Raw genomic sequence first — 17801 nt, 5'->3', positions numbered from 1 at the left:
GGGTCATCGTGAGTTCAGCAGCCGGACCGGTCATCCCGGAGAGCGTTCCCCGGCCGATACGCGCGCCGGAGCCGTCCGGCCGCCTCGGCCGCTGGATGATGCAGAATCGGGTGCAACCGGTCGGCCCGGAAAGCCCCGAGCACACGGCGACACACACTTGGTGGAAGGTGATGTGCCTCACCGGCGTGGACTACTTCTCGACCCTGTCGTACCTGCCCGGCATCGCTCTCCTCGCGGCCGGCGCCCTGTCGCCCCTCGCTACGCTGCTGATCGTGGCCCTCACCCTCCTCGGGATGCTGCCGATGTACCGTCGGGTCGCCCAGGAAAGCCCGCACGGCCAGGGTTCAGTGGCCATGCTGGAACGCCTGCTCCCGTTCTGGCGAGGCAAGTTCTTCGTGCTGGTCCTGCTCGGGTTCGTCGCCACGTCGTGGATCATCACCATCACCCTGTCGTCGGCGGATGCCACGGTGCACTTGCTCGAGAACCCCTATGCTCCCGCGTTCCTCGAGGGGCAAGCCGTCACACTCACGATCGTGCTGCTGCTCATCCTCGGCGGGGTCTTCCTGCTCGGGTTCACCGAGGCCGTCACGGTTGCCATCCCGCTGGTGGCGGTCTACCTGCTCCTCAACGCGATCGTCATCGGTGTCGGCATGTACGACGTGCTCACGGAACCCGGTGCCCTGGCCGGCTGGACGGATGCCCTGCTGGCACGCGGCGGCAGCTTCGGCGACCTCATCGGCCCGGCGATCATCGCGTTCCCGCTGCTGGTGCTGGGGCTGTCGGGGTTCGAAACCGGGGTGAGCATGATGCCGCTGATCTCCTCGAAGGGGAAGACGGCGGAGGAGCAGCTGGTCTCGCGCATCCGCAACACGCGCAAGCTCCTGACGGCGGCCGCCGTCATCATGAGCGTGTACCTCCTGCTGAGCAGCCTGGTCACAACAATCCTCATCCCGGCCGAGGCGTTCCAGGAGGGCGGCGACGCCAGCGGGCGCGCCCTCGCCCACCTCGCGCATGAGCGCATCGGGAACACATTCGGCACGGTCTATGACGTCAGCAGCATCCTCATCCTGTGGTTCGCCGGCGCATCCGCGATGGCCGGTCTGATCAACATCGTTCCCCGGTACCTCCCCGCCTACGGCATGGCGCCGGAGTGGAGCCGGGCCGTGCGGCCCGTCGTGCTCGTCTACACGGGCGTCAGCATCCTGATCACGATCGGGTTCAGCGCCGACGTCAACGCCCAGGCCGGCGCCTATGCCACCGGGATCCTGGTGATGATGGTCTCCGGCGCGGCCGCCGTGACTATTTCGGCTGCCCGGCGTCGGCAACGGCGATCCGTCCTGGGCTTCGGTGCGCTCACGCTCATTCTTGTTTACGCGCTGGCCGCGAACATCTTCGAGAAGCCGGACGGGATCACGATCTCGGCATTCTTCATCGCCGGAATCATCGTGGTCTCCCTGGTGTCCCGGGTGTCCCGGACGACGGAGCTCCGGGTTGAAAGCGTCGAGTTCGACGAGGCCGCCCGCCGTTTCGTCGCGGATTCCATCGCATTCGATGGCGCGCTCAACCTCGTGGCAAACAAGCGGGCCACGGGCGACCGGGCGGAGTACGCCGAGAAGGAAATTGAACAGCGGGGGATGAACCCGGTGCCGGGCGCCGCCGATATCCTTTTCCTGGAGATCGAGGTCATCGACCCCTCCGGATTCAGTGACGTCCTGCACGTCCGCGGCGAGGAGGTCGACGGGTATCGGATACTCCGGGCACAGAGCCCGGCGGCGCCGAACGCCATCGCGGCGATCCTGCTCGCCCTCCGGGACGCCACGGGGCTGCGGCCCCACGCCTACTTCGAGTGGTCGGAGGGCAACCCGCTCGGGCATCTCCTGCGCTATCTGCTGCTCGGCCAGGGCGACACCGCCCCGGTCGTGCGCGAGATCCTGCGGCAGAGCGAAGCGGATCCGGCGCGCCGGCCGGGGATCCACGTGGGCGGCGGCTGACCTATTCGAGCTGGGCCGAGATCTGCCAGGCGCCGCGGCGCACGGCCCGCTCGAGGTCGCAGGCACGGCGGGCATGGTGGAGGCACACACCCACGCCAGGGCTACAGAGAGGTATGACATGGCCAGGATCCTGATCCTCACCGGAGACGCCGCCGAAACACTCGAGGTCTTCTACCCGTACCAGCGCCTGCGCGAGGCGGGCTACGAGGTGCACATCGCCGCGCCGGAGAAGAAGAAGCTGCAGTTCGTCGTGCACGACTTCGTCGACGGCTTCGACACGTACACCGAGAAGCTCGGCCACACCTGGGACGCCGACATCGCCTTCAAGGACGTCAACCCGGCGGACTACGTCGCGATCGTCGTTCCCGGCGGCCGCGCCCCGGAGTACATCCGCAACGACGAGGATGCCAAGCGGATCGTGCGCTACTTCTTCGAGAAGAACGCCCCCGTCGCCGCGCTCTGCCACGGACCCCTGCTGCTCGCGGCCGCCGGCGTGCTGAAGGGCCGGACGACCTCGGCGTATCCCGCGCTCCAGGTCGACGTCGAGCTCGGCGGCGGCATTTTCGAGGGCGGCGCCGGCGTCGTCGACGGCAACCTCGTCTCCGGGCGCGCCTGGCCGGACCACCCGGAGTGGATGCGCGAGTTCATGAAGCTGCTCGAAACCGCGCAGGTTCCGGTCCCGGCCTGACCGAGGGCGGACCCGTCGCCTGCGGCGCCGGGTCACCGCGGCCGGCCCCGGTCGCCTCTAGGCTCGGAAGATGTCTTCTCCGCGATTGCGTGTCAGTGTGCCGGAAACGAAACTGCGGGAGGCCCTGGGTGACCTGCCCGACGGGGTCGAACTCCTCGACTGGGACCTCGCCGGCCCTCCGCCGGCCGCCGCCATCGACATCGTGGTGACGCCCTACATGGGCCGGTCGGCCGGCCTGGCGCGGCTGGCCGGCGTGACGACGCGTCTCGTGCAGAGCCAGTCGATCGGCTACGACGAGGTCGAGCGGGCGCTGCCGGCCGGGCATGTGTTCGCCAACGCCGCCACCGTGCACGAGACGTCGACCGCGGAACTCGCCCTGGCGCTCATCCTGGCCTCCCAGCGCGGCATCCCGGACTTCGTGCGCGCCGCCGCCGAGGGCCGCTGGGCGCCCGCCCAGCACGCGAGCCTGGCCGACCGCACGGTGCTGCTCGTCGGGTTCGGCGGCGTCGGCCGGGCGATCGAGGCCCGGCTGCTCCCGTTCGAGAGCACCGTCGTGCGAGTGGCGCGCACCGCCCGCAGCGACCAGCGCGGGCCCATCCACGGCTTCGAGTCTCTGCCGGAGCTGCTCCCCCAGGCCGACATCGTGGTCGTCGGCGTGCCGCTCGACCCGTCGACGAGGCACCTCGTCGACGACGGATTCCTCGGCCGGATGCGCGACGGGAGCCTGCTCGTGAACATCGCCCGCGGCCCGGTGGCCGACACCGATGCCCTGCTCGCGCACGCCGGCAGCGGGCGCCTCCGCCTCGCGCTGGACGTGACGGATCCGGAGCCGCTGCCGCCGGGGCATCCGCTCTTCGCCCTGCCGAACGTGCTCATCTCGCCGCACGTCGGGGGCGCCTCGACGGCGATGCTCCCGCGGATGGCCCGCCTGGTCCGCGACCAGATCGACCGGATGCTGCGCGGCGAGGCCCCCGCCAACGTCGTGCTGCGCACCGACTGATCACGGGTTGAGTCGCGGACAAAGGACCTTCAATCCCGCCACGAAGGTACTTTCTCCGCGACTCAGCCGGGGTGGGGCTCGACCCTGCCGCGTGGTCCGTGTAGTGTGGTCAGACCACACATCGTGAGGATCGCCCCAGGTCGAGGAGGACCGCCGTGCCCGCCGAAGACCGCCGCGCCTGGGAGAGCGTCCTCGCCCACATCGAGGCCGACCTGCTCGGCGGCCGCCTGCGCCCCGGCGACCGCCTGCCCGGCGAGCGCGCCCTGGCCGTCGAACTCGGCGTGGGCAGGTCCAGCGTGCGCGAGGCCATCCGCGTGCTCGAGGTGCTCGGACTGATCCGCACCGCGACCGGCTCCGGCCCGTCCGCCGGCGCGATCATCGTCGCCCTTCCCGGCGGCGGCATGTCGGCGCTGATGCGGCTGCAGGTCGCCGCGCAGGGCTTCCCCGTCGCCGACGTCGTGAAGACCCGCCTCGTGCTCGAGGCCTCGGTCGTGACCGAGCTGGCCGAGGCGACGGACCGCCCGGACCTCGCCGGGCCGGAGGAGCTCCTCGACGTGATGGAGGCCCGCGAGCTGACCGAGGCGGAGTTCCTCGCCCTCGACGCGCAGTTCCACCTCGCGCTGGCCGAGGCCTCCGGCAACCAGGTCGTCACCGCCATGATGGCCGGCCTCCGGACCGCGATCGAAGGCTACGCTCGCGCCGGCGTGCCCGCCCTCGTCTCGTGGCCGGCCACCTCCGCCCGCCTCATGCTCGAGCACCGCGGCATCCTCGCGACCATCACCGCCGCGGACGCGGAAGCCGCCAGGCGGGCCGTGCAGTCCCACATCTCCGGCTACTACGCCGAAACCCACCTCGCCTAACCCCGCCCCACAGGAAGAAGACACTCCATGGTTCAACGACGCATCCCGAAGATCAAAGACCTCGCCCCGCTGATGAAGTTCAAGACGCCGGAGCTGAACGCGAAGAAGCGCCGGCTGGAGAGCGCGCTGACCATCTACGACCTGCGCGACATCGCCAAGAGGCGCACCCCCCGGGCCGCGTTCGATTACACGGACGGCGCCGCGGAGGCCGAGCTTTCGCTGGGCCGGGCCCGCCAGGCCTTCGAGGACATCGAATTCAACCCGTCGATCCTGCGCGACGTGTCGACGGTGAACACCGGCTGGGACGTGCTCGGCGCGCCCGTCGCCCAGCCCTTCGGGATCGCCCCGACCGGCTTCACCCGGATGATGCAGACCGAGGGCGAGATCGCGGGCGCCCACGTGGCGGCGAGGGCCGGCATCCCGTTCTCGCTGTCGACGATGGGGACGACCTCGATCGAAGACGTCAAGGCCGCGAACCCCGACGGACGCAACTGGTTCCAGCTGTACATGTGGAAGGACCGCGAGCGCTCGATGGCGCTCGTCGACCGGGCGGCGAAGGCGGGCTTCGACACCCTCCTCGTGACCGTGGACGTGCCGGTGGCCGGGGCGCGCCTGCGCGACAAGCGCAACGGCTTCTCGATCCCGCCGGCGCTGACGGCCGGTACCGTGCTGAACGCCCTGCCCCGCCCGGAGTGGTGGATCAACTTCCTCACCACCGAACCGCTCGCCTTCGCCAGCCTGGACCGCTGGAGCGGAACGGTCGCCGACCTGCTCGACACCATGTTCGACCCGACCGTGACGTTCGAGGACCTCGCCTGGATCAAGGCGCAGTGGCCCGGCAAGATCGTGGTCAAGGGCGTGCAGACCGTCGCGGACGCGAAGCGGCTCGTCGACCTCGGCGTGGACGGCATCATCCTCTCCAACCACGGCGGACGCCAGCTCGACCGCGCCCCGATCCCGTTCCACCTGTTGCCGCAGGTGGTGCGCGAGGTCGGCCGGCACACCGAGGTCCACCTCGACACCGGGATCATGAGCGGAGCGGACATCGTGGCATCGGTCGCCCTCGGCGCCCGCTTCACGCTGATCGGCCGCGCGTACCTCTACGGCCTGATGGCCGGCGGCGAGGCCGGCGTCGACCGGGCGGTCGAGATCCTCTCCGAGCAGGTGTCGCGCACCATGCGCCTGCTCGGCGTGAACTCCCTCGAGGAGCTCGAGCCCGGGCACGTGACGCAGCTGACCCGGCTCAGCCGGATCGCGGCCGAGGCGCCCGCCCCGGCATCCGTGGTTCTCTAGGCGGCGTCGCCGGGGACGGTCCGAGGTCAGGCGAGGTGGGTGCGGAAGGCGCGCAGCGCGAGCGCGTCGTCTTCCCAGCTGCCGCCCTCGTGCCCGTTGTACGGCCAGACCGTGATCGTCTTCGGGCCGGCGTAGTTGTTGTACGCGCCGAAGATCGTCGACGGCGGGCAGATCGAGTCCATCAGGGCGGCGGTGATCGCCAGCGGCGCCGTGGCACGCCTGGCGAAGTTCACGCCGTCGAAGTAGGCGAGCGTGGCGTGCACCTGGTCCACCCGGTGGCGGTGCGTGGCGAGGTACTGCCCGACCTCCTTGTACGGCAGCTCGTCGGTGATCACGGATGCCCGCGGGAAGTCGCAGAGGAACGGCACCCGGGCGACGACCGCGGCGAGGTCGGGGACGAGGCCCGCCACGGCCAGCGCGATCCCGCCGCCCTGGCTGATCCCCACGACCCCGACGCGAGCGGAGTCGACCACGGCCAGCGACCGGGCGGCGGCGACGGCGCGCACGGCATCGGCGAACACCCGCCGGTAGTAGTAGGTCTCGCGCGACTCGACCCCGCGGGTGAGGAAACCGGGCACCTGCGGGCCGCTCCCCGACTCGTCGGCGGTGTCGCCGGTGCTGCCGCCCCAGCCCTGGCCGCGGGTGTCCATGTCGAAGTGCGCGAACCCGGCGGATGCCCAGAGCAGGTTCTCGAAGGCCTGGCCGCGGCCCCGGCCGTAGCCGTGGAACTGGACGATGGTCGGCAGCGGCCCCTCCGACCCGCGGGGGACCCGCAGCCACGCCTTGATCTGCTCTCCGCCAAAGCCGGGGAAGCTGACGTCGAAGACGTCGAGGGTGGCCAGGCCGGCGTCGACGGGCGTCGCGGTGACGACGAGCTCGTGCCGGCGGGTCTCGGCGAGGGTATCCGCCCAGAACGCGTCGAAATCCGCGGGGTCGTGCTGCGTGCTGCGGTAGGTGCGAAGCTCGGCTTCCGGCAGGTCGATGAACATGCCTGTCAGCCTAGAAGAATTGGCCCGGGCGGTCGATCGCCCCGTCATCCGCCGACGCGGGCGTTGGCCGCCCCAGAATCGCCGAATGTGCCCAGTGACGCCGGTGCAACGGGTCGACTCGGCAGATTCGGCGACTCTCGACGCCGAGGGCCCGGCGTCGGGGCCGGGATCAGCCGCGGGCGGCGGCCACGAGCTCGCGCACGGCCGGCGCCACCTCCTCGGCGAAGCGCTGGATGGTCGCGGCGTCGTCGGCCGCCAGGATGTACCCGCTCATCCCGTGCTCGAGGGTGAGCGACGCGAGGTCCTCGGCCCAGCGGCCGGGCGGCCCGTGCAGCAGGCCCTCCGCCGTCGGAGCGAACCTGCCGCCGAGGTTGAGCAGCCGCCGAACCGCACGCGGGTCCCTCCCCGCGCCGGCCGCGCCCTCATCGATCCGCGCATTCAGGGCGCCCAGCTCGGCCGGGCCGCCCGGCAGGAAGCCGAGGGAGGCGACCCAGCCGTCGGCGGCGCGTCCGGTGAGCCCGAGCATCCGGGGCTTGTAGGCGCCGAGCCAGATCCCGATGTCGTGGAGCGGCGCGGGGCCGCGCTTCGCCCCGTCGACGGAATACCAGTCGCCGCGCACGCGCACTCCGCCGGGCCGATCGCTTGCCCAGACCTCCCGGATGACCGTGATCGCTTCCTCGAGGGCGCTCACCGCCTGCCCCGGCGTGAGCCTGCGGCCGCCGTTCGCCGCGATCGCGTCCCAGAACGCCCCGGCGCCGAGCGACAGTTCGACCCGGCCTCCGCTGAGGAGGTCGAGGCTCGCCGCGCTCCTCGCGATCACCGTCGGCTGGCGGAGCGGCAGGTTCAGCACGTTCGGCGCCAGGCGCACCCGCTCGGTGCGGGCGGCGACCCAGGCCAGCAGGGTCCAGGCGTCGAGGAACCGCGGCTGGTAGGGATGGTCCTGGTACGTGACGAGGTCGAGGCCGCACCGCTCGGCCAGCCGGGCGAGCTCGACGACCTCGCCCGCCCGGGCCGCCAGCGGAGTGACGAACGTTCCGAACAGCAGGTCGTGGCCGTAGTCGGTCATGGGCGCCACTCCCTCCGCCACCTCATCGTGCTCCGACTGTGCCACGTTCGCCCGAATCGCACGCAAAACACCGCCGACCTTGCCCCGTCCGGTCGAGTTGCCCTGGTGCGCGGGGCAAACTCGACCGCAACGGTCAAGGTCGGCGCATGCGGTGCGGCTAGCCTGCGGCCGAGAACTCCTCGAGCGCGCCGGCCAACTGCCCGACCAGCCAGTCGATGTCTTCGGCCGAGACGACGAGGGGCGGCGCGAGACGGATGGTCGAGCCGTGCGTGTCCTTCGCCAGGACCCCGCGGGCCAGGAGCGCCTCGCTGACCGCACGCCCGGAAGCGAGCTCCGGGTCGATGTCGATGCCGGCCCAGAGGCCCGCGCCGCGCACAGCGAGGACGCCGTGTCCGATCAGCTTCGTCAGCCCGGCGTGCAGGTGCTCGCCGAGGTCGCGGGCGCGCTGCTGGTATTCGCCGGTCTCCAGCATCCTGACGACCGCGAGGCCGACGGCCGCCGCCAGCGGGTTCCCGCCGAAGGTCGAGCCGTGCTCGCCGGGCTTCAGCACGCCGAGGATGTCGCTGTCGCCGACGACCGCGGACACCGGGACGATGCCGCCGCCGAGGGCCTTGCCGAGCAGGTACAGGTCGGGCACGACGCCGACCAGGTCGCAGGCGAACGTCGAACCGGTGCGGCCGAGGCCGGACTGGATCTCGTCGGCGATGAACAGCACGTTGTTCCGGCTGGTGATCTCGCGGACGGTCGGCAGGTAGTCGGCCGGCGGCACGATGATGCCGGCCTCGCCCTGGATCGGCTCGATCAGCACGGCGACGGTGTTCGCGTCGATCATGGCCTCGAGGGCCTCCACGTCGCCGTAGGGAACGGTGCGGAAACCGGGCGTGAACGGGCCGAAGTCGGCCCTGGCCGACTCGTCATCCGAGAAGCTGATGATCGTGGTCGTGCGGCCGTGGAAGTTGCCGCCGGCGACGATGATGTTCGCCTGCAGGGGCGCGACGCCCTTCACCCGGTAGCCCCAGGCCCTGGCCACCTTGACGGCGGACTCCACCGCCTCGGCCCCGGTGTTCATCGGCAGGACCATGTCCTTGCCCGAGAGCTTCGCCAGCGCGGTGACGAACGGGCCGAGCTGGTCGTTGTGGAACGCGCGGCTGGTGAGCGTGATCCGTCCGAGCTGCGCGCGGGCGGCATCCAGCAGCACCGGGTTGGAGTGGCCGAAGTTCACGGCCGAGTAGGCGGCGAGGCAGTCGAGGTAGCGTCGGCCGTCGATGTCGGTCACCCAGGCACCCTCACCGGATGCCACGACAACGGGCAGCGGGTGATAGTTGTGGGCGGCGTGCTCGTTTTCGAGCGCGATGGCCTGGGCCTGGCGGGGCGTGGTGGTCAGGCTCGGCGCGGCGTGGGTGGTGTGGGTCATTGTTTCCTCGCTCATCGTCGGAGTTCCAGGGTGCAGCACTTGACGCCGCCGCCGCCGAGCAGGAGCTCGGACAGGTCGACCCCGATCGGGTTGTAGCCGCGGGCGCGCAGCTCGCGTTCGAAGTCTTTCGCCCGCGAGGCGATGACCACGTTGTAGCCGTCGGAGTAGGAGTTGAGGCCGAGGATGGCGGCGTCCGCTTCGGTCGCGATGATGGCATCCGGGTAGCGCTCGCGCAGGATCGCCAGGCTGGCCTCGTCGAAGGCGCTGGGCAGGTAGGCGATGTTGGTGTCGTCGAGCACGGCGATCGCGGTGTCGAGGTGGTAGAAGTTCGGGTTGACCAAAGTCAGCGTGATCACCGTGCGGCCATAGATCGCGGCGATCTCCTCGTGGCTGTTGGACGCGCTGCGGAAGCCGGTGCCGGCCAGGATGACGTCGCCGACGAGCAGGAAGTCGCCCTCGCCCTCGTTGACCTCGGCGGGCTCGCGCACGTCGAAGCCGTTGGCGCGGAACCAGTCCATGTACGCCGGGCCCTCCGGCTGGCGCTGCGGGTAGGTGAAGCGGGCGCCGTAGGCGATGTTGTCGATGACGAAGCCGCCGTTGGCCGCGTAGACCATGTCGGGCAGGCCGTCGATCGGGTCGATCAGGTGCACGTCGTAGCCGAGGCCGACGTAGGTGTCGTAGAGGGTCTGCCACTGGGCGACGGCGAGGGACGTGTCGGTCGGCAGGGCCGGGTCCATCCAGGGGTTGATCCGGTAGACGACGGTGAAGTAGTCCGGCTTGCACATCAGGACGGTGCGCTTGAGGGCCGTGCGCGCGGGTGCCTCCGGCGACGCGAGTTCTTCGAGGTTGGTCGACATGGGAACTCCTTGCTCTGCGCTCCGGCCCGGTACCGGGGTCGGAGCGTGGGGTGGATGGCGGACCAGGTCGCTCACGAGAGCCCGGCGCGATCGCTGCACGACCCCGCGCGGGACGCCGGTTCCAGTCTCACACAGCCGGAATCAATGTTTCGCGCTTATTCGCGCACGAAATCAGCGTGCTGTGCCGCCCGGACGCACGTTTCGAAGCGCCCGCGCGGCACGGCTCAGCGGCGGAGTTCCTGGGACACGCACTTCACGCCTCCGCCGCTTTTGAGGAGCTCGGACAGGTCGACCGGAACCGGGGTGTACCCGGCCCCGGCCAGCGCCGCGATGTAGTCGTGCGCGTCCTGGGCGACGACCACGTTGCGTCCGTCGGACACCGAGTTGAGCGCGAGGATCGCGGCCTCCTGCTCGGAGACGATGATCGAATCGGGGAAGCGTTGGGCGAGCAGGGCCTGTCCGGCCTCGTCGAAGGCGCTCGGCAGGTAGGCGATCCGGGCGGGCCCCCCGGTCGCCGCGGAGTCCAGCACGGTGAGGGCGACGTCGAGGTGGTAGAAGCGCTCGTCGACGAGGCGCAGGCTGAGCACCTCGCGGCCGAAGACGCGCGCGAGCTCGGTGTGGCTGTCCGCGGTTGAACGGAAGCCGTGGCCGGCCAGGATCACGCCGCCGGCGAAGGCGAAGTCGCCCTCGCCCTCATTGACGGATGCCGGCTCGTGCGTCTCGAAACCGTGCGCCGCGAACCAGGCGCGGAAGGAGTCCGCCTCCGGCCGGCGCTCCGGGTAGGCGAAGCTCGCCAGGTAGGCCCGGCCGTCGACGGTGAAACCGCCGTTGGCCGCGAAGACCATGTCGACCAGCCCCGGGACCGGCGCGAGGAACTCGACCTCGTGCCCGAGGCCGCGGTACACGTCGCGGAGCGCGTCCCACTGCCGCACGGCGAGGGCCGTGTCGGTCGGCTCGTCGGGGTGCATGAACGGGTTGATGGCGTAGCTGACGGTGAAGTATTCCGGGCGGCACATCAGGTAGCTGCGCCGGGTTGCCGTGCGCGTGGGCGCCGCCGCGGGCCGGGCGGCTGTCGTTGGCGGAATGGTGTGCAACAGCGTTCTCGCCAACGGATCTCCTTTGTCGTGGTGGCATCAGTTTTCCACGCAGCTATCCGGTGATTCCCGCAATCGGGCGCGGGATTGCTGCGTAATCTGTGAGGCCCGCGCAACGATTTCGCCTAGACTCGCGGGATGGACAACCTCGACCGCAGCATCCTCGATCTTCTTCGCCAGAATGCGCGCACGGGGTACGGCGACATCGGCTCCGTTGTCGGGTTGTCCGCCTCCGCGGTCAAGCGCCGGGTGGACCGGCTCGTGGCCGACGGGGTGATCCGCGGCTTCACGATCCAGGTCGATCCGGCCATCGACGGGATGAGCACGGAGGCCTACGTCGAGCTGTTCTGCCGCGGGACCGTGGCACCCGACGAGCTGCTCCGGATCCTCTCCGGCGTGCCGGAGGTCGTGGACGCCGGCACCGTCACGGGCAGCGCCGACGCGATGGTGCACATCCGCGCCCGCGACATTTCGGGGCTCGAGGCGGCGCTCGAGAAGGTGCGCCTGGCCCCGAACGTCGACCACACCCGCAGTTCGATCGTGCTCTCCCGCCTGATCCACCGCGCGGCCGAGTAGCCGGGCAGCGTCAGGCGGACGCCGGAACCGGCTTCGTCCGCACCGGTGCGAGCAGGTGCACCAGGGCGACCGCGGCGATCGACCCGGCGCACAGGATGCCGGCGAGTACCACGATCTGGAACCGCCCGGCCTCCAGCGGCGACGCCCCGCCGAAGATGGCGCCGACGAACGCGCCGGGCAGGGTGACCAGGCCCGTGGTGCGGGTCTGGTCCGTCGACGGGATGATGGCGAAGTGGATCGCCCGCCTGGCCGGCTCGCGGGTGGACTGTCGGGGCGTCGCGCCGAGGGCGAGCCAGCCCTCGACCTCGTCCCAGCGCTCGGCGACCGCCTCGGTGAAGCGCTTGCCCGCGAGGGTCGCGATGGACATGGCATTGCCGATGACGATGCCGCCGATGGCCAGCACGTACCGGGGCGAGAACTCGATCGCGCCGGTGACGAAGACGATGCCGAGCGTCACCGCGACGCCCAGGCCCATCGCGCCGGCGACCCAGGCCAGGTTCCGGCCGGTCCGGCCGATCCGCCCGGTGACCGTTGCGACCGCGGCGCCGAACATCACGACCAGGCCGACGCCGACCCAGAGCGGGTCGGCGATGATGCCGGTGAGGACCAGGCTGATGGCCGCCAGCTGCAGCGCACCGCGCAGCACCGCCGCCGCGGGCGCGAACGGCCGCGGTGTGCGGTAGCCCCGGAGCACGAGGGCGGTGACCGCCACGAGAAGCCCGATGCCGATGAAGCTGGGGAGCAGTCCCGCCAATTCGGCGGAGAGGTCGTCCGGCCAGGTCATGCCCCGAGACTACCGGCGGCCGCGGCCGTTGTGCCGGCGGCAGCCGTGAATCGGCAGCGGTTGCGCCGCGCACTCCGAGTTGCCACACTTGCGAGCAGCAGCCCAGAGAGAGCAACCCGTGCCACTGTCATTCCTCACGATCGACCCGACGTCGCCCACCCCGCCGTTCGAGCAACTGCGCGTGCAGCTCATCGACGCCGTGCGCAGCGGCGAGCTCGCCGCCGGCACCCGGCTGCCGCCGGTTCGAACCCTGGCCGCGGAGCTCGGCCTCGCGACGAACACGGTCGCCCGCACCTACCGCGCCCTCGAACGCGACGAGGTGATCGAAACGCGCGGCCGGAACGGGTCGTTCGTCGCCGCGACGGGTGACGCCACCCACCGCCAGGCGCAGCTCGCCGCCATCGCCTACGCCGACCGTGTCACCGGGCTCGGCGTCGACCCCGCGGAGGCGCTGGCGCTCGTGACGGCCGCCCTCGGGCGTTAGCGCGGCCGCGGCGATCGCGGTTAGATGACGCCGTCGGAGAGCGTGCTCGGGTTGCCGAAGCGGTGTGCGGTGATCGAGATCGCCTGCTCGCGGAGGAACGGCAGCAGTTCCACGCGCCCGGCCTGGGTCACCGGGTGGGCGTAGACGGCGATGTCGGGGCTGCCGCCGAGCGCCAGGGCGAGGGCGGATGCCTCCGCCACGGCTCCGCTGAGCCGGTCCCCGCCGATCAGGCGGACCCGGCTCGTGCTGATGCCGCCGGCGGCCGCGCGCTCCAGCCACTCCGCGTCGCTTTCGACCGTCACCGGGATCTCGCGGGCGTCGAGGACGACGCGCACGCCCGACGGCACGGGGACGGCACTGGAGACGACGAACGGTGAGTTCGACAGGACCGCGGCGCTGATCACGCGCAGCAGGTCCGACAGGGTGCCGCTGTCGGCGAGGCGCACGGTGACGGGCAGCGGCAGGTAGCGGAAGACATTGCGCTCGAGGACCAGGCCGGAGGCATCCTTCACGGTGTTGAACTCTTCGCGCCAGGCCAGGGCGTCGCTGAGCGCCGACCGGCGAAGCACGTCGAAGTCGGCGTAGTCGAGCACCGGCTGCGAGGCCTCGATCAGGTCGGTCACGCGCTCCTCGAGGCCGCGCAGGTGCAGCGTCGAGCTGTTCTTGCCGGGATCGGTGACCCAGCCGCCCAGCCCGAACAGGTAGTTCGGTCCGCCGGCCTTGGTGCCGGCGCCCACCGCGGAGCGCTTCCAGCCGCCGAACGGCTGGCGCTGCACGATTGCCCCGGTGATGCCGCGGTTCACGTAGAGGTTTCCGGCCTCGATGGTGTCGAGCCATTCGGCCAGTTCGTCGGCGTCGAGCGAGTGCAGTCCGGAGGTGAGGCCGTAATCGACCGCGTTCTGGAAGCGGATGGCCTCCTCCAGGTTCCGGGCGTGCATGACGCCGAGCACCGGGCCGAAGAACTCGGTGAGGTGGAAGTAGGAGCCGGGGACGACCCCGGTGCGGATGCCGGGCGTCCACAGCCGGCCGGAGTCATCCAGCTGCCTGGGCTCGACGAGCCACTTCTCCTCCGCGCCGAGGGTGGTGAGGGCGTGCAGGAGCTTGCCCTCGGCCGGCTCGACGATCGGGCCCATCTGGGTCACCGGGTCGGAGGGCATGCCCACGCGCAGCGAGGTCGCGGCATCCACCAGCTGGTTGATGAACCGCTCGCTCCGCGCCACAGAGCCGACGAGGATGACCAGGCTGGCGGCCGAGCACTTCTGGCCCGCGTGGCCGAACGCGCTCTTGATCACGTCGGCGGCGGCGAGGTCGAGGTCGGCCGACGGGGTGACGATGATGGCGTTCTTGCCGCTCGTCTCGGCGAGCAGCGGCAGGTCGCTGCGGAACGACCGGAACAGCTGCGCGGTCTCGTAGGCGCCGGTCAGGATGACCCGGTCGACGGCGGGGTGTGCGATGAGCTGCGTGCCGAGGGCGCGGTCGGCCAGGTCGACGAGCGCGAGGACGTCGCGCGGCACGCCGGCTTCCCAGAGCGCCTCGACCATGACGGCGCCGCTGCGCTGCGCGAGCCTGGCCGGCTTGATGATGACACCGGATCCCGCGGCGAGCGCGGACAGCACCCCGCCGGCCGAGATGGCGACCGGGAAGTTCCACGGCGGGGTGACCACGGTGAGCTTCGAGGGCACGAAGATGGCGCCCTGGACGCGGTCGAGGTCCTTGGCCCGCTCCGCGTAGTAGTGGGCGAAGTCGATCGCCTCGCTGACCTCCGGGTCGGCTTCCGCGATGGTCTTGCCGGTTTCGGCGGCCATCACCTCGATCAGGCGGTCGCGGTTCGCCTCGAGCGCGACACCGGCGCGGTGCAGGACCTCGGCCCGTTCGGCGCCGGTCTTCTGGCCCCAGGCGTCGCCGGCCAGGGCGACCGAGTCGATGATGCCGTCGAGCACGCCCGCGTCGTCGATCCGCGCGGCGGCGATGGTGTCGACACCGAGCCGGGATGCTTCGACCCTGGCCAGGATCCGGCGCCCCCAGGCGCGGTTGGCCGGCAGCGCCGGGTCGGTGTCGGCCGCGTTGTGGAAGCCGGACTGAAGGCCGGCCGAGCCGCGGGTGAGGCCGAGCACGGCCGCGGTCAGCTGCGCGTCGGGCTCCGCGCCGGGCTCGGCGGGCTCCGCGGCGGCAACCGCGGGGACGGCGGGCTCGAGCGGGACGGCCGCCGAGCGGTCCTGGGTGCGGTTCGGCCCGGGGACGACGGCGTCCAGCGCCTGGAGGGAGGCCAGGAATCGCTCCTTCTCGCGCGCGAACAGGGCCGGGGTGCTGGTCAGCTCGAACACGGCCGACATGAAGTTGTCCTGGCTCGCGTTCTCTTCGAGGCGGCGGATCAGGTAGCTGATGGCCACGTCGAACTCGGCCGGGTTGACCACGGGCGTGTAGAGCAGCAGGCGGCCGACGTCCTTCTTGACCGCTTCGGCCTGGCTGGTCGCCATGCCGAGCAGCATCTCGAACTCGATCCTGTCCTGCACACCGCGGCGGGTGGAGAGGATGTGGGCGTACGCGAGGTCGAACAGGTTGTGGCCGGCGACGCCGATCTTCACGGCATCCGTGTTCTCGGGCGTCAGAGCCCAGTTGAGCACGCGCTTGTAGTTCGTGTCGGTGTCCTGCTTGGTCGGCAGCGTCGCGACGGGCCAGTCGTGCACGACAGCGTCGACGTGTTCCATCGCCAGGTTGGCGCCCTTGACGACGCGCACCTTGATCGGCGCCCCGCCGGCGGCGCGGCGGGCCTTCGCCCACTCGGTGAGCCCCTGCAGCGCGCCGAGCGCGTCGGGCAGATAGGCCTGGAGCACGATGCCGGCCTCGAGGGTGAGCAGCTGCGGCTGGTCGAGGATGCGCTCGAAGACCGCGATGGTGAGGTCGAGGTCGCGGTACTCCTCCATGTCCAGGTTGATGAACTTGGGGGTGGGCGACACGGTGGCCAGCTCGTACAGCGGGGTGAGGCGTTCGACGACGCGTTCGACGGCCTCGTCGAATGACCACATCGACAGCTGGCTGGCGATCGAGGACACCTTGATCGAGACGTAGTCGACGTCGGGACGCTCGAGCAGCGTGCGGGTGCCCTCGAGCCGGCGCAGTGCCTCCTTCTCGCCGAGCACGGACTCCCCGAGCAGGTTGATGTTGAGGCGGTTGCCGGACTCCGTGAGGTGCGCGATTGCCGGGCCGAGCTTCTCGGGGGTCGCGTCGATGACGAGGTGGCCCACCATCTCGCGCAGCACCCTGCGGGCGGCGGGGACGACGACCCAGGGCAGCACCGGGCCGAGGATGCCGCCGACGCCGATCGCTCCGCGCATGTACCAGGGCAGGAAGGCGGGGGCCTTCTTCGCCACCCGCTGCAGGCTGTAGCCGGCGACCATCTTGTCCTCGGGGCGCATCACACCGTCGACGAACCCAACGGTGAAATCGAGCCCGTTGGGGTCCTTCAGCACCCCGGCGAGGCGCTCGGCGGACACGTCCGCGGGGATCGTGGCGCTCTCGGCAAGCCACTTCTGCACGAGCGCGACAACCTCGACGCTGAGGTCCTTCTCGACATTCGGGATGAGGGGGTTGGTCATGGTCACGACGTTAGTCTTTCGTTTCGTTATGCCGCACAGAAGAGGTATCCAGTCTCAGTGTGCGGCCCAAAGTCAATAGGCAAAAGCGAATCTTTATGCAGCCTATTCGTTAGTATTACTGATGAATACGGAGGTGGTCCCGTGCTGGATGTCCGGAGGCTCCGCTTGCTGCGCGAGCTGAAGATCCGCGGCACCCTCGCCGGGGTCGCCGAGGCCCTCGCCTACAGCCCGTCGGCGGTGTCGCAGCAGCTCGCCCTGCTCGAGAAGGAGGCCGGCGCGAAGCTCCTGCAGAAGGTCGGCCGCCGGGTGCAGCTGACGCCGCAGGCCGAGATCCTGGTCGAGCACACGACGCACCTGCTCGAGCGCCTCGAGCTGGCCGAGGCCGACATGACCGCGTCGCTGACCACGGTCTCCGGCACCGTGCGGGTGGCCGTGTTCCAGTCGGCCGCGCACGCCGTCATCCCGCAGGCCCTCACGCTCCTCGCCGACGAGTTCCCGGAGCTGCGGGTGGAGATCACCGAGCGCGAGCCGGAGCTGGGCCTGTTCGAGGTGTCGGCCCGCGATTTCGACCTCGTCATCGCCGAGCAGTACCCCGGCCACACGAGGGCGCACTGGCCCGACCTCGACCGGGTGAACCTGGCCTCGGATGCCCTCCGGCTCGCCGTGCCACGCCGCCGCACCGGGCGGGCCTCGGCGCCGACCCTCCGGGACGCGGCCGCGCTGCCGTGGGTGATGGAACCGGAGGGCACGGCCTCCCGCCAGTGGGCGACGCAACTGTGCCGCTCGGCCGGCTTCGAGCCCGACGTGCGGTTCGAGACGGCCGACCTGGTCGCGCACATCCGGCTGATCGAATCCGGTAACGCCGTGGGCATCCTGCCCGACCTCGTCTGGGCCGGCGGCAAACCCTCGGTGCGCCTGCGCGAGTTGCCGGGGAGGCCGCACCGCACGGTCTTCACGGCCGCCCGGCGCTCGAGCGCCAGCCGGCCCGGCGTGCTCGCCGTGCGCGACGCGCTGGCCCGCGCCGTCGACTTCCCCCGCGAAACCGCAGTTGTGCGCTTTATTCCGACGTTTTAGCGCGCACAACTGCGGTTTCGCGGGGGTGGGGAGCA

Annotated in this window: 15 protein-coding genes; 8 read left to right on the top strand and 7 right to left on the bottom strand. The window is 71.0% G+C overall.

Features of this window, described 5'->3' with window-relative positions; genetic code table 11:
• Positions 1–8: 8 nt before the first annotated feature.
• The 5 genes from E3O23_RS11190 to E3O23_RS11170 all read left to right on the top strand — a co-directional run bounded on the left by E3O23_RS11190 (position 9) and on the right by E3O23_RS11170 (position 5832).
• Positions 9–1991 carry an APC family permease gene (locus E3O23_RS11190; protein WP_134491015.1) on the top strand — a complete coding sequence of 661 codons (1983 nt, stop codon included), beginning with the start codon at positions 9–11 and terminating at the stop codon, positions 1989–1991.
• A 118-nt stretch (positions 1992–2109) separates the two neighbouring features.
• The gene (locus tag E3O23_RS11185) at positions 2110–2679 is read left to right on the top strand and encodes a DJ-1/PfpI family protein (protein ID WP_134491014.1); all 570 of its coding nucleotides are present in this window, start codon (positions 2110–2112) and stop codon (positions 2677–2679) included.
• A 70-nt stretch (positions 2680–2749) separates the two neighbouring features.
• Positions 2750–3679 (top strand): 2-hydroxyacid dehydrogenase, encoded by a 930-nt coding sequence (locus E3O23_RS11180; protein WP_134491012.1) that lies wholly within the window; start codon positions 2750–2752, stop codon positions 3677–3679.
• Between the two features lie 155 nt (positions 3680–3834).
• Positions 3835–4539, top strand: a complete 705-nt coding sequence (locus E3O23_RS11175) for a FadR/GntR family transcriptional regulator (protein WP_134491010.1) — start codon at positions 3835–3837, stop codon at positions 4537–4539.
• 27 nt (positions 4540–4566) lie between these two features.
• A complete protein-coding gene (locus E3O23_RS11170; RefSeq protein WP_134491008.1) occupies positions 4567–5832 on the top strand; it encodes an alpha-hydroxy acid oxidase in 1266 nt (421 codons plus the stop codon).
• A 26-nt stretch (positions 5833–5858) separates the two neighbouring features.
• Here the strand turns inward: E3O23_RS11170 and E3O23_RS11165 are convergent, their stop codons facing one another.
• The 5 genes from E3O23_RS11165 to ddaH (E3O23_RS11145) all read right to left on the bottom strand — a co-directional run bounded on the left by E3O23_RS11165 (position 5859) and on the right by ddaH (E3O23_RS11145) (position 11267).
• Positions 5859–6821, bottom strand: a complete 963-nt coding sequence (locus tag E3O23_RS11165) for an acetylxylan esterase (RefSeq protein ID WP_134491006.1) — start codon at positions 6819–6821, stop codon at positions 5859–5861.
• 169 nt (positions 6822–6990) lie between these two features.
• A complete protein-coding gene (locus E3O23_RS11160) occupies positions 6991–7887 on the bottom strand; it encodes an LLM class flavin-dependent oxidoreductase (RefSeq protein WP_134491004.1) in 897 nt (298 codons plus the stop codon).
• Positions 7888–8044: 157 nt separating this feature from the next.
• A complete protein-coding gene (rocD, locus tag E3O23_RS11155) occupies positions 8045–9301 on the bottom strand; it encodes an ornithine--oxo-acid transaminase (RefSeq protein WP_134491090.1) in 1257 nt (418 codons plus the stop codon).
• 11 nt (positions 9302–9312) lie between these two features.
• On the bottom strand, positions 9313–10158 hold the full coding sequence (ddaH, locus tag E3O23_RS11150) for a dimethylargininase (RefSeq protein WP_134491003.1): 846 nt from the start codon (positions 10156–10158) through the stop codon (positions 9313–9315).
• 224 nt (positions 10159–10382) lie between these two features.
• Entirely contained in the window at positions 10383–11267 is an 885-nt protein-coding gene (gene ddaH / locus E3O23_RS11145) for a dimethylargininase (protein ID WP_420897662.1), read from the bottom strand.
• Between the two features lie 123 nt (positions 11268–11390).
• Between ddaH (E3O23_RS11145) and E3O23_RS11140 the strand changes: the two genes are divergently transcribed.
• Complete coding sequence (locus E3O23_RS11140; protein WP_092323241.1) at positions 11391–11828, top strand: Lrp/AsnC family transcriptional regulator; 438 nt, start codon at positions 11391–11393, stop codon at positions 11826–11828.
• 10 nt (positions 11829–11838) lie between these two features.
• Here the strand turns inward: E3O23_RS11140 and E3O23_RS11135 are convergent, their stop codons facing one another.
• Positions 11839–12612, bottom strand: a complete 774-nt coding sequence (locus tag E3O23_RS11135; RefSeq protein ID WP_134491001.1) for an ABC transporter permease — start codon at positions 12610–12612, stop codon at positions 11839–11841.
• 118 nt (positions 12613–12730) lie between these two features.
• Here E3O23_RS11135 and E3O23_RS11130 point away from each other — a divergent pair, with 118 nt between their 5' ends.
• Positions 12731–13096 (top strand): GntR family transcriptional regulator, encoded by a 366-nt coding sequence (locus E3O23_RS11130; RefSeq protein WP_338145307.1) that lies wholly within the window; start codon positions 12731–12733, stop codon positions 13094–13096.
• 20 nt (positions 13097–13116) lie between these two features.
• On the opposite strand, the gene E3O23_RS11125 is transcribed toward E3O23_RS11130, so the two are convergent.
• On the bottom strand, positions 13117–16692 hold the full coding sequence (locus E3O23_RS11125; protein WP_134491084.1) for a proline dehydrogenase family protein: 3576 nt from the start codon (positions 16690–16692) through the stop codon (positions 13117–13119).
• Positions 16693–16833: 141 nt separating this feature from the next.
• Here E3O23_RS11125 and E3O23_RS11120 point away from each other — a divergent pair, with 141 nt between their 5' ends.
• On the top strand, positions 16834–17766 hold the full coding sequence (locus E3O23_RS11120; RefSeq protein WP_134490999.1) for a LysR substrate-binding domain-containing protein: 933 nt from the start codon (positions 16834–16836) through the stop codon (positions 17764–17766).
• Positions 17767–17801: the final 35 nt, after the last annotated feature.

This window comes from Cryobacterium tagatosivorans (assembly GCF_004402215.1).
GTDB lineage: Bacteria > Actinomycetota > Actinomycetes > Actinomycetales > Microbacteriaceae > Cryobacterium > Cryobacterium tagatosivorans.
This window is presented reverse-complemented; position numbering and strand designations above follow the sequence as displayed.